General features: G+C 39.4%; 12 protein-coding genes. All 12 read right to left on the reverse strand.

Annotated elements, in window-relative coordinates; genetic code table 11:
* Nucleotides 1-27: 27 nt before the first annotated feature.
* The 12 genes from BHF69_RS08685 to BHF69_RS08740 all read right to left on the reverse strand — a co-directional run bounded on the left by BHF69_RS08685 (nt 28) and on the right by BHF69_RS08740 (nt 13,051).
* Nucleotides 28-2,349: an ATP-grasp fold amidoligase family protein gene (locus tag BHF69_RS08685; RefSeq protein ID WP_075670681.1), complete on the reverse strand. Its 2,322-nt coding sequence runs from the start codon at nt 2,347-2,349 to the stop codon at nt 28-30.
* Nucleotides 2,346-3,464, reverse strand: a complete 1,119-nt coding sequence (locus tag BHF69_RS08690) for a glycosyltransferase family 4 protein (protein WP_075670683.1) — start codon at nt 3,462-3,464, stop codon at nt 2,346-2,348. Before BHF69_RS08690 ends, BHF69_RS08685 begins: the two co-directional genes overlap by 4 nt.
* Nucleotides 3,465-3,504: 40 nt before the next feature.
* A complete protein-coding gene (locus BHF69_RS08695; RefSeq protein ID WP_075670685.1) occupies nt 3,505-4,875 on the reverse strand; it encodes an oligosaccharide repeat unit polymerase in 1,371 nt (456 codons plus the stop codon).
* 28 nt (nt 4,876-4,903) lie between these two features.
* A complete protein-coding gene (locus tag BHF69_RS08700) occupies nt 4,904-6,109 on the reverse strand; it encodes a glycosyltransferase family 4 protein (protein ID WP_075670687.1) in 1,206 nt (401 codons plus the stop codon).
* 3 nt (nt 6,110-6,112) lie between these two features.
* The gene (locus BHF69_RS08705) at nt 6,113-6,700 is read right to left on the reverse strand and encodes an acyltransferase (RefSeq protein WP_083651180.1); all 588 of its coding nucleotides are present in this window, start codon (nt 6,698-6,700) and stop codon (nt 6,113-6,115) included.
* Nucleotides 6,701-6,710: 10 nt separating this feature from the next.
* A complete protein-coding gene (locus tag BHF69_RS08710) occupies nt 6,711-7,979 on the reverse strand; it encodes a glycosyltransferase family 4 protein (RefSeq protein WP_075670691.1) in 1,269 nt (422 codons plus the stop codon).
* Nucleotides 7,980-7,993: 14 nt separating this feature from the next.
* Entirely contained in the window at nt 7,994-8,680 is a 687-nt protein-coding gene (locus BHF69_RS08715; RefSeq protein ID WP_075670693.1) for a CpsD/CapB family tyrosine-protein kinase, read from the reverse strand.
* On the reverse strand, nt 8,677-9,405 hold the full coding sequence (locus BHF69_RS08720; RefSeq protein ID WP_075670695.1) for a YveK family protein: 729 nt from the start codon (nt 9,403-9,405) through the stop codon (nt 8,677-8,679). The genes BHF69_RS08715 and BHF69_RS08720 overlap by 4 nt, the downstream gene beginning before the upstream one ends.
* A 15-nt stretch (nt 9,406-9,420) precedes the next feature.
* Entirely contained in the window at nt 9,421-10,668 is a 1,248-nt protein-coding gene (locus tag BHF69_RS08725) for a nucleotide sugar dehydrogenase (protein ID WP_075670697.1), read from the reverse strand.
* The gene (locus BHF69_RS08730) at nt 10,665-11,738 is read right to left on the reverse strand and encodes an NAD-dependent epimerase/dehydratase family protein (RefSeq protein WP_075670699.1); all 1,074 of its coding nucleotides are present in this window, start codon (nt 11,736-11,738) and stop codon (nt 10,665-10,667) included. The genes BHF69_RS08725 and BHF69_RS08730 overlap by 4 nt, the downstream gene beginning before the upstream one ends.
* 34 nt (nt 11,739-11,772) lie before the next feature.
* The gene (locus tag BHF69_RS08735) at nt 11,773-12,465 is read right to left on the reverse strand and encodes a LytR/AlgR family response regulator transcription factor (protein ID WP_075670701.1); all 693 of its coding nucleotides are present in this window, start codon (nt 12,463-12,465) and stop codon (nt 11,773-11,775) included.
* A 202-nt stretch (nt 12,466-12,667) separates the two neighbouring features.
* Nucleotides 12,668-13,051, reverse strand: a complete 384-nt coding sequence (locus BHF69_RS08740) for a fibronectin type III domain-containing protein (protein WP_075670702.1) — start codon at nt 13,049-13,051, stop codon at nt 12,668-12,670.
* Nucleotides 13,052-13,328 lie beyond the last annotated feature (277 nt).

The following is a 13,328-nucleotide window of genomic DNA, read 5'->3' on the forward strand; positions in this document are numbered from 1 at the left end:
ATGTATCTCCCCATTCCTAAATCACTCTCAATTCTTATTCATTCCTAACTCTATTTTCTCTCCCAGGATCCGGTCCCATTCTTCCGGAATGAATGGACTCATCCCACTTGCCGGATACATGGTAATCTCTCCAAAATACAGCCTTTTTCCATCATCGTAAAAATCAATTCGGGCAAAGGCCATCTTCCCTGCCAGCTTTTTGGCAATCTCTAACATCTCCTCAAAATGTACCGGCTTTTCCAGTGTTCCATCTCCATTTGGATGAGCCGGTCTTCGTATATCCAGATGATTCCACTCGGTGTCAAAAAAATCTTCCTGCAATCCAGTCTTTGCAAACCGACTGCTGCACACCAGAATTATCTCCGGAACACCGTGAAAGACATGAACTTTATAATCCTTTAAGTCCCCACCCTGACTTTCTTCCATATAGGCTTCTGCAAGGATTCGTGGCTTTACATCCTTATAAGGCCATTGCCTTCCTTCATAAAAGTAATTGTGCTTGAGTGCTCTGGTAAGCTTCTTCTTCGCCACGTCCTTCTCAAACCTGCTCTTATCCTTACAGATGATCACGCTGTGAGAATCATGGGTACATTTAAGCACAAAACGCTCTGGAAGCTGGTCAAATGGAATTTCTTCAAAGCAATCCCACACACCCAGACAGGGAATCAGGTATTTCTCCCCTATGGTATCCTTTATGTATCCCCGCACTTCGTATTTATCCACCATTCTGGTATATTCTGGATTTCGGTCATATAATTTCAGCCATTGCAGTTTTTCATTAAAAGTCTTAGGATCTTCTAAATCTAGTTTCTGATCCATCATGCCTCGGAACAATAACTTAAGATATATCTCGTCCGGCAAAATAGAAAAATCATAAAACTTCGATGCATAGACGAACAGTATACATGGATTATGTATCACTTTCTCAAGTTTTGTCCCCTTCCATATCGTCTGATTGATAACCATCAGGCACGGAAGTCCTATGATCAGATAGGTCATTCCTCCCAGAAGAATCTCTGTGATCAGTCCACCAATACCAGTAAAGCCTCCATCTGCTGCAAACATTCGGACAACACCATACATGCTGCCTGCTGGTATAAGATAGATCAGGCATTTTAATAAATTTCTGATAATGGTCAGATCCTTTTCGATCACATAGACATGGCCAATGCAGACCAGGCATTCTGCGATCATAGTTGCTACTGCTGCCCCCTCTGCACCTGCTCTCGGAATCATAAGGATATTCATAATGCAGTTGATTCCGGCTCCTGTGAGGACGATAATGGAATATTCCTTTTCTTTGTTATGCGGAATCAGATACTGCGTCCGAATAATGTTGGCAATCGTCTTAAAGATAATGGACACTGCCATAATATTGATCAGAAGAACACAGGCATCGTAGCCAGGTCCAAAGAAGACTGGTACGAATTCCTTACAAATGCTTATGATTCCTCCACACAGAGCCACTGCAAAAAATAAGATCATCGAGAGGGAATTTCGCAGGAATACCTCATTTTTCTTTTCTTCTCCTTTTGCAACCATACTGGTAATATGCGGAAGCATTACTACGCCAATCCCAGTAATGATCCCCGTAGGAATCTTGATTAGTTTTTCCGCATTATAGTAGCAACCGCTATTTTGATAATCGCTAAAGATTCCGATCATGGTCTTATCCAGATCGTGATTTAAGGCAAATGCGATTCCTGGGACAAAAAGAATCAGATTCGGCTTTAAATGCCTTAGGATTCCCTTAAGCGTCGGCCTGTAGAAGGTCACATATCTCCTTGCCATCACAAATAGGATCAGCTGGCTAAGCACCTCTCCGCCTGCCATGATCAGCACATATTTCCACAGATCATCTTTCTCTCTGACAAACAAAAAGATGGAAGCGATGGTAAATAACTTAATGATGATATTTCTCGTAACTGTGGTCTTAAATTTCTCCAATCCGAAGAAAAACCAGTTCACATTGAACATACAGGAGGTAATCATTAACATCTGAATACAGGACACCAGCAGATGATCCTGATTCACTTTGAGCATATATCCCGTATACACTGCCATTCCAAAGATGGATAGAAAGATCTGCATTGCCATGATCTCGACAAATACATAAGAGCGCTCCTTTCGGCTGTCTCTGACGGTCGCAATGGTCTTACTTCCATAAGTGTTCGTTCCCAACATGGCCAGAATCAGAAAATAATTGGATATGGAGTTGGTATAAGAATACACTCCCAGTCCTTCCGCTCCTAACACACGTGAAACATATGGCGATGTAATCAATGGGGTGATAACGATCAACACTTGATATACCGTTTGAAATATAAGATTTTGCTTTACCTTGCTCATCTTGGTTTCCTTCTTTTCTTTCTTATTTCTAGTAATCCTTCAACTGCCCTTTGGGCTCTGGATTCCCAGGTATATTTCCTGATAAAGTCTTCATAAGCATGCATTCTTATGGTTTCAAAAAGTGTTTCATCCTGTTGCAGTCTGCCAATCGCCGTAATCCATTCCTGTACATCCCCACAATCAGCTAAGAGTGCATTCCTGCCATCGCATATGACCTCCTGAAGTACCGGAAGCCTGGAAGCAACGATTGCCTTCCCATACGACATGTATTCGAACAGCTTCATCGGTGACGTATATGCACCGATATCTGTCATTCCTTTTTTCCCCACCATCATATTTCTTTGATTAGGAAGCAATGCAATGTCAATATCGTCGTATAAAATCTTCATTGCCTCTTTCTGCCTGACAAATCCATGCCAGATAATATTTTCTCCCGGATACTGCTCCTGAAAAGCCTCTATCTCTTCTTTTTTTCCTCCCACAATGTGAAACTGCATCTCCCGACATGCTGCCGCAATCTCAAGAATCAACTCCACCCCTTTTCCTTTTTGAAAGCTTCCGATATAACCACATGTCATTGGCTTTCCATGGGATGCTCTCATTGGGAGCTCTGGCTGATCCGCACAGTCCGCCAAAACCAGGCAATCCTTATCGTTTAGAGTTGGATTCATCTGCTCATACGCTTTTCTTAATGATTCTGTGATAAATACATGCCTGACATTCTTCTTTCTAGAAAGCAGCTGCTCCAGCCATCGATTTATTACAGATTCCATAATGCCGTGATATTCGTAGATAACCTGCCTGCCCAGAAGGTAGCTGACAAGAAATGCCGCTATCGTATATCTGGTATAGATTAGATCATACTCTCTGGAAAGATCTAGGATTGCTTTCATCTTTCGAAGAATTGCTAATCTGCCCGGTCTGATCAATTTCAGATCAAACACCGGGTCCACATTATAATATTCATATTTATCTTCCTCTTCGATACTACCCTGTATCCCAAACAGAGTAACCTGATGTCCATTCCTAGCAAGAGCCTGACTCATCTTCATAACATGGACACTATTGGCATACTGTGACGGCAGTATGGAAGCAGATATATAAAGAATCTTCATTTTTATCCTCATTTCTATTCTTTCTATCTTCTTACATGTTCTATCTAGTTCCTGCTCCGCTCTTGCACTGATTGAGAAAGGACGCCACACACAGGAATAGAACAACTCCTACATAATTAGATCCCAGAGAGGACCAGCTTGTAGCCAATGAAATGGTCGGAAACATAAACATCATGGTAATCACCATTTTGTATCGGCCGTTTTTACTATGATTTAACTTCTTCTGAATCAAAGAAAGAAGACAGCCCAGAAAGAAACTTCCTGCAATCATTCCCACATATCCCATGTCATAATAGAATTCCGCCATCGGTGTTACTGCATACCCTCCGTTTACACTGGAATCGAAGTTCTTAAAAGCGATTGCAACAATCCGTCCCAACTCCACTGGTTTCCATGGAAATATACTTCTTGGAACCCAGAAAATAAATGGGAACAGAAACTGTCCCAGAGAATACTGCGGAGTCAGCTCCCTTAACGTTCTGGATAGATAATATAAAGAATCAAAGGTGGATGTTGTAATGAGAAGATCATATGTATCCTTTAACACGGCAAAGGAAAATCCTTCTGCATCTCTGTTAAAGCGAACCAGGATAGCGATCAAAACTCCCAGGCCTCCGAATAAGATTCCTCTAAATATCCATTTGCGCTGTTTTCTGGTTATTCGTATCTTCTCTTTCCTATTCTCCACATCATCACTGGCAAATATCTTCATACAGCAAAACGCAACCAGCTGATATAAGATGGCTAAAGACGCTCCACTGGCATAGGACATCGCCAGATGAAATACAAAATAAATTCTGGCCACCCAATGAATCGTACTTCTTGGCTTTTCCGTTACATAGAGAAGATTATAGTAAGCGAACGGAGCCACCAGCTTCCCAATTCCTCCTAACATTTTTTCCGCAGCTACCGAAGAAAACTTTGCCTGATAAGAAGCACTAAAGTAGGCCACAATTCCTCCCGCCGAATAAATCTCAAGCAGATGGACTGCTACTGCCAGAAGCAGAAGGACGTAATAGGAAAATATTCGTGGCTCCTGGTCCAGGAACTGAAATCGTTTTGTCTTAATTCTTCGCATAAATCTCACTGCGATCATCATCAGTAGGAAAGAAAGAATACAAATTCCCTCCGCTTCCTTATATTCCTCTAAGGATATCGAATCTTTATTCAGGAGATAAAGCTGTGCCATAGTCATATAGACAAAATAGAAGGCAAAAGCGAAGGTGGAAATCAGATGTTCTTCCAGCTTATGATTCACAGCGACCATATAGACTCCACAGATGGATACAAGAAGAAATATAAGTCCCATCGCCCACACATCTACAGGCTGTCCAACCAATACTGGAACACTCATGACAAAATAAAAGACAGACATGAGTATGGCAATCAATGGTGTGTTTTTTAGTATCATTTTTCTTCCTCCCTGATCAATCCCTTACTCATTCTCCCTCTTCTGCAAGTACCCGAAGCTTTTGATAAAATTCTCCTCTTCGTTTTTGCAGCTCTTCTTCTGCATACTCCTCAGCCCTTATCCGATTCTCTTGGCTTGCCTTGCACATCGCTTCTGGATCAGTAATCAATGCTTTTATCTTATCTGCCAGCTCTTTCGTGGCACCAACTTCCACCAGATAGGGGGCATCCAATAATTCCGGAATCCCATTAACATTAGTTGAGATGCATGGAAGTCCCACAGCCATCGCTTCAATCAACACCCGTGGAAGTCCCTCTGCATGAGACGGAAAGACAAATAAATCACTGTCTAGCAATTTTTTCCTTACCTCTCTGCTATTAGACAGCTTCCCAATGAAGGAAATCCGATCAGATACCCCAAGGTGTTCTGCATATCGTTCAAATTCCCCAATCAACGATCCTTCACCGACAAAATCCACCTGCACCATAATGCCTTCCTGTTTTAAGATAGAAACTGCTTCGATCAGCTCTTCATGTCCTTTCACATGGTTACCAATAAAGTTGGTAACATGAACAATGCGATAGGGGGTCTCTGTTTTCTGATATTCTCTGGCTTCTCTGAAATAGCTTTTCGGAATATTCACAGAAGAATAGTATGCTTCAAAATGTTCTTTTCTTTCTCCATGCTGTCTGGCATAGCTTGGATACCTTTTTTGTAATGCATATTTGGTTACATAAGAGGCTCCGTTGGCCTTATAACAGGCTTTTTTCAAATCTTTCGTCCAGATTCTCCGAATCAATGGCCTTGCCACTGTTTTTAATGTTCCTGGTGCTGCAAAATCCCATGGGTCCACCACAACCTCTACCGCATAGGGCTTTCCTGTCTTTTCAAAGCCATGAAGAAACTGATAGCCTACCGTACTCGGAATTCGAAAAATCCCACAATCACAGCCTTCAAAATACTGTTTCATATTCATTTTTATGGACGCATACTTTATGATATATTCCTTTGGTCCTTTAAATTCTTCAATTGGAAAAAACTCCACATGTGGACCGCTGCAAAGATTCGGAAACTCTTTATTCGTTTCAATCTCCTGAATCCGCATAGCAATTCGTACTTCATCAAATGCACTTAAATATCTTGCAAAAAAGGAGTAATCATAAATTCTCGCACTCCAGACTCTTCCATCGGGAGTTCTGCCAAGATGCCCATCCACAACGACTAATACTTTCATCTTTTATCCTTTCAGTTTCTTTATTACTTTGGCTGGATTGCCTGCTATGACACAATCATCCTCAAATACACCACATACCACAGCTCCTGCTCCCACGACACAACGATCTCCCAGAACAGTACCTTTTAGTAAAATAGTATTACAGCCAATAAAACAATCTTTACCAATGACAATAGGTCTTGCTCCAATCCACTCTGCTTTATGACCTGAATCCGGTGCTTTTTCCTGAAGAAGTTCATTCCTTTTCTCCATCTCAACTGGATGAAAGTCATTGTCCAGAATCTTACAGTTACCACCAATACAAGTGCGATCACCAATCTGAATGCTCTTTCTTGCATAAATCGTTGATCCTGAGATGCCTACCTGATCACCAATCTTAATTTTTGCTCCAGGTGTTCTGGTAACAATGATCGTTCTGGAATATAATCCAACCAGATTGGATAAGAAGGAACTTTTGATTACGCAATTTTCCCCGATCGTCAGGCTGGCCCCTCGCTTATTAAAGATTACCGGCATCCCTTTTAGTAACAGATTTCTGCCATATTGAATTCCAGTGGCTTTCATCACCAGCTTAAACCAGTTACTGTTCATCCTCTTCACCTCAGCTTTTCAAGATTGCTTTTTTATATTTTTCGACAGATATGCCTCTTGTCAGATTCTTCATCAGATGCTCCCGTCCATTCTGCCCCATAACTGCTATTTCCTGACTTCCTGCATGGTCGATAAACCATTGGATGTCTTCTTCAATCTGCTTATAATCTCCTGGTTCTGCGCAAAATCCACATTTGGTCTCTTCGATCAACAGTCGTACTTCTGAATCTGTCTCCAGCACACCTAATACCGGTTTCCCTGCTGCTGCAATTCCATAATATTTTGATGGGCAGGATACCCCTTTGATTCCTTTGGCATTGACACACCAATGTACATCTCCAGCATTCAGACTATAGATCAGATCCTCTTTATCCTGATATGGAATAAAGCTTACATTTCTCATCTCATGCTCCTTTACATAGGATTTCAGCTGATCCAACACACTGCCTGCACCTACAAAGGCAAATCCAACTTCCTGACCTGTCGCCGCTTTGGTTCCTGGCTTGAATCTTTCTATCACTTTGATCAGTCTTTCCAGATCATAGTACAATCCAATATTCCCGGAATACATAATGACAAATTTATCTTCCAATCCATACTTTCTACGAAATTCCATTACTTTTTCATGTTCATACGGCAGCGGATAAATCTCCTTCTCATCAATCCAGTTATTGATAAATATCGTCTTTGGAACTCTCCTTCCGTGGAATCTTTTCTTCATTGTTTCCACCAGATCCCGTCCGACAGTAATAACAAGGTTGCTCTGCCTGCAGCTAAATTTATCAAGTATCATCATGAGCCTTAATATCAGTGGATTTTTGCTGTAATTTACCGCCATTACCTGCTCTGGATTAAAGTCCTGAATGTTATAGATAAATCTGGCATGTTTGACCCATTTTCCCCAAATACCTAATAATCCTCCCAAAATTGGAGGCTGAGAAATGGAAAATACATAATCCTGTCTTCCTGTCTTTCGTGTAATTGCCATAGCTCCAAAAAAATACCCCAGAATATTTCTAATTCTGCTTATCTTATTAGACTTATCAAATTCAGGCACCCGAATCCGAAAGACCCTTACGCCATTTATTATTTCTTTATAATACTTTTTCTTTTTATACTTTTCCTCAATGACTCCACTATAAGAAGGAACCACACAAATAACTGTAATTTGAAAAGTATCCAGCATTCCCTCTGCCAGTTCCTTTAGAATCTGTCCGGTGGATGCCACATCTGGAACATAATAGTGTGCATAAATAAGCAAACGTTTCTGATTGGTCACTTGTGACTCCTCCTTTAATAAGACTGATAATAACCACTTTTGTAGTAATAGCCCTGCTTCTCATATTTTTTCCCATTCAATATTCCACCAAGAATGCGGACACCGGAATGCTCCAGCTGTTTTTTCACCTTCTTAATCATCCTTCGATTCACCTTACCCTGACGTACTACCAGAATGGCTCCATCCATACATGGACCGATGACTGCAGCATCAATAACCATTCCAAGTGGAGGTGTATCGAAAATAATCTTGTCATATTCTCCTTTTACTTCTTCTACTAATTTTTGGAACAATGGCCCTTCCAGTAATTCCGTTGGATTTGGTACGTCTGGTCCGGTAAAAATCATATCCACATTTTCAATGGTGGTACTATAGATAATTTCCTTTAATGTCTTTTGTTCGCTTAGGTAATGAGATAGCCCAAAAATGCTTTTTCCATTTTCCTGATAAGCACCCAGACGTCCAATGGTCACCGATCTGCGGATATCGCAGTCTACATATAATACTCTTTTATTAGATTCCGCCAGAGAACGTGCCAGATGAAATGCAACCACACTTTTTCCCTCATCTGCTACGGAGCTTGTGACCATGATCGTCTTTATATTTGCTCCACAAAACTGAATATTAGTCTTAATGGTTCGAAAGGCTTCGACGATTTCATATTCCTGATCCTGAATTTTACCTAACGTTACCTTATTCATGATCGTTTCTCCTTTCTACCTTTTTTTCTGCTCTTTTGTACTTTTTTCTCAAACACGGATTTGCTCTCCGGAACTTCTCCCAGAACATTTAAATCCAGATAATTTTCCATCGTTTCAATATCCATGACTGTCTCATTCATAAAATATCGAATCAGAATGAATCCACACATTCCAATTGCCCCCGCCAAAACTCCCCATATGGTATTCTTAACCTTATTCGGGCTGATCGGATCGCTATTTACTTCTGCCTGCTCTAAAATACTTGGACATTCCTGATCCATCTTATCTTCTATGTACTTTACAGTCACCTTGGCCAATTCATCTGTAATCTTTGCTGCCTGTACTGGATCTTCATCTACAACTGTTAATTCCAGAATTCGTGTATCCTCTGGATTGACTACCGTAATTCTTTTTTTCAGGTCACGGTAATCCTCATCCAGTTCTAATCGTTTTACAACTTTCTTTAATACGGTTTTTCCTGTTGCCACTCTCATATAATCCTTGGTCAAACTGTTGCTTGTCTGTAGATCGATAATCTCATTACTGTTTCCTTCTGAAAAAATATAAATCTCCGAAGCAGACGAATATTTTGGTGTAATGACAAACTGATTGATTACTGCTGTAATCATTCCTATTACGCATGCAGCAGCCACAATATACTTCCATTTTCTCAGCAACAAAAAACCGATTTCTTTTAAATCAATATCTTCTTCATATTGCTCCATCTCAACTTTCCTCCATTAATCTCTCTGAAAAATATCTCTTGTATATACCTTGTCATTTACATCATCCAACTCTTTGCTGTAACGATTTACCAGAATTACATCACTGATCCTTTTAAACTCTTCCAGATCATTCTCAATTCTACTTCCGAAAAAGGTTGTGTTTTTCTCAATCGTAGGCTCATAAATAATGACATGTGCCCCTTTCGCTTTAATTCTTTTCATGACTCCCTGGATGGAACTTTGGCGAAAGTTATCGCTGTTGCTCTTCATCGTCAGCCTATATACTCCAACGGTTACTTCCTTCTCCTTCTTTTTCTGCCATTCATCAGATGGTTCATAATAATGTGCCATCTGAAGAACCCTTTCAGCGATAAAGTCCTTTCTGGTTCGGTTGGCATCTACAATTGCTTTTATCAGATTTTCCGGAATGTCCTGGTAATTGGCCAATAACTGTTTTGTATCCTTTGGAAGACAATATCCTCCATATCCAAAAGATGGATTATTATAATGACTTCCAATTCTTGGATCCAAACATACTCCATCAATAATCTGTCTGGTATCCAATCCTTTCATCTCGGCATAGGTATCCAATTCATTGAAAAAGGAAACCCGAAGTGCCAGATATGTATTGGCGAACAGCTTTACCGCTTCTGCTTCCGTAAATCCCATAAATAAAGTATTGATATTTTCTTTTATTGCGCATTCCTGCAACAATCCGGCAAATTCTTCTGCTGCCTTTCGCAAGACAACATCTTCGAAATCTGTTCCAACAATGATACGGGATGGATATAAATTGTCATAAAGTGCAGAACCCTCTCGTAAAAACTCAGGACTAAAGAGGATTCTTTTATTCCCTGTTCGTCTTCTAATCTCTTTGGTAAAACCTACAGGTATGGTAGACTTAATAATAAGAAAGGCATCTGGATTGCATTTAGATGCTGTTTCAATAATTTCTTCTACAATCGATGTATCAAAATAATTCTTTCGACTGTCATAATTCGTTGGTGCTGCAATGACAATATACTCTGCTTTTTCATAGGCCTTCTGGGCATCTATCGTAGCTGTCAGATACAACTTTTTTTCTGCCAGATATGCTTCTAGTTCTTTATCTACAATTGGAGATTTTCTCTGATTGATCATCTCCACCTTTTCTGGAATAATATCCACTGCATAAACCTCATGCTTCTGTGACAATAAAACAGCTATGGAAAGTCCCACATATCCTGTTCCAACTACTGTAATCTTTCTTTTCTCTATACTCATAGACGTTTCTCCTCAACTTGATAAAATGACCGATACCATTCGGCAAATGCACGAAGTCCCTTTCGAATAGATGTGTTCGGCTTAAAGTCAAAATCTTCTATTAATTCACTGACATCCGCATAGGTTGTTTCCACATCTCCCGGCTGCATAGGCACCAGTTCTTTATGTGCCTCAAAATCATAATTTTCTGGAAGCACACCACTAAAAACCAGCTCCTGCTGTAAAATCTCTACAAATTCCAACAGATTCACTGGCTCATGATTCCCGATATTATAAACCTTATGTCTAATTTCTTTTTTATCCCGTTCAGGCGCCTTTCTCATTACACGAATGACCCCATTGACAATATCATCAATGTAAGTAAAATCCCTCTTACAATTTCCGTAATTAAAGATTTGTATCGTCTCTCCCTTTAAAAGCTTATTGGTAAATCCAAAATATGCCATATCCGGTCTTCCCGCCGGTCCATATACGGTAAAAAATCTTAATCCAGTAGCCGGAATTCCATATAGTTTTGAATATGCATATGCCATCAGCTCATTTGATTTTTTTGTTGCAGCATATAGAGATACAGGAGAATCTGTTTTATCCTCTACGGAATAAGGAATTTTATCATTTGCTCCGTATATGCTGGAGCTTGATGCATACACAAGATGCTCCACTCCTGCTCCTTCTGTATCATATGAATGTCTGCATGCTTCCAAAATATTAAAAAATCCTATGATATTGGATTCTATATATGCATCCGGATTCTGAATAGAGTAGCGGACCCCTGCCTGTGCAGCAAGATTTACAACAATTCTTGGTCTATATTTCTGAAAAACAGAATGAACCATCTCCTTATCCGCAATATTGCCTTTGATAAAGACAAAAGAAGAGTATTTCTTTAAGCCTTCCAGTCTGCTCTCTTTCAGGGTTATATCATAATAATCATTCATATTATCAATTCCAATTATCTGGATATCTTCCACCATTTCATATAAAATCCTTACCAGATTGGAACCAATAAATCCTGCTGCTCCTGTCACTAAAATAGTCTTTCCTTTTAATTCTATATTTTGCTTTTTCATTAAGATTTCCCCTCACGTTTTATTTTAAGTACATTTAAAACATCTCTTTGATCTCTTTATAATACTTCCTACTGATCGGTACGCTTTTCCCTCCCTTTAGCTCAAAACGATCCCGATAAAACTTCTCTACGCAGTTTCGATTTACAATATAGCTATTATGGCATCTTATAAAAATACGATGATTCAAGCGTTCATCCAATTCTCCAATTTTTAATACAGTAGTAGCTACATCGGCAGTTTCTCTCATCCATATATAGGTCTTTCTTTTATTTCGTTCCATATATTGGATATTTTCCTGATCCAGGACAATCCGTTTGCCCTTCGTAAAAATAACCAATTTCTTTTCCTTCCACTTTTCAATCAGGCAGGAAAACATATGCTTCATATTGTATTCTAATCTGCTCTGTTCCACCAGATAGCTATGCTCCACCTCATAGCATTTAGAAGAATCTTCCATATGGTCTGTCCAGAAAACAATCTGGAATCCATTATTTATGTTCTTTAACCTTTTGGCTAAAGGAATGGTGGACTCATGATTGAACGTCGTATTTAGAAAGAGAAAATCCAGATTCTTGGATCTATCCTGATAAAAATCAATCAACCCCTGCACTTTGTCAAACTCAAGAATATCTACATCCATCCTCTCTTCCAGAGCAAAGGATCTGATTGCATCGCTTGCCCATTTTCGATATTCTAAACTTTCTTCTAGCATTCCTATCATATACATTTTTCATTTATCCCCTGTCGTTTATACTTGTTTTTCATTATAGTTTTTTGTGATTTTCTCATCTACAAAGATTACATAATTAACCAGTTAACTGTAATATTTGACACCTTCTGACAATTAGTATTTCTAAATCTTTTTTATTATGAAAGAAAACTGGCATCCTATATATTTATTTTGAAACATACCGGATGCCAGCTTTACCCTATTTTATTTTACATTTTTTTACAGCTGAATATTTGCCATATGTCTTTTTTCCACTAGACGATGTTCGAACGCCTCGAACTTTTGCATAGTAAGTTTTATTGCTCTGCAATCCAGTCACCGTTGCCTTTGTTACACTCTTACCGAAGGTTCTGGTACGTGTATTTTTTTTAAAATTTTTATCACTGCTCATCAACAATTGATACCCTGTACAGCTATCGTCTTTTTTCCAAATCAATGTTACCTGCCCTTTCTTTTTACTACTCATTGAAATCGTCTGCTTGACTGGTATAGAAGCTGCTTCTGTTTGACAAGAAGTAGCCATTACGAAAAATAATCCACACAATAAAATCCCATAATAAAATCTTTTCTTAATAATAGACATAAATAAGACCTCCTATTCTCGCAATGCTTTGCGATGCATATGACTGCCCATCGACAGTGTTTCTTATTTACGTCCGGACGTATGATTAAAGGAATGTCTTCCTTATACGAATATTGTACAACTGATAGTTAGGAGGCTCTAGATATGAAAGCCTTTCATCCTGGGTGAAGAAAATAAAAATCTGGGTACCAAAAACAGTGTTTTGGGTAATTTTCTCTTCTTGTTGTTTATCGTTCCAAATGGTACAATATTGTTATGAAAAGGTTAAGAGGGGGAA

The sequence above is a fragment of the Anaerostipes sp. 992a genome, assembly GCF_001940245.1.
In the GTDB taxonomy this organism is placed as follows: Bacteria; Bacillota; Clostridia; order Lachnospirales; family Lachnospiraceae; genus Fimousia.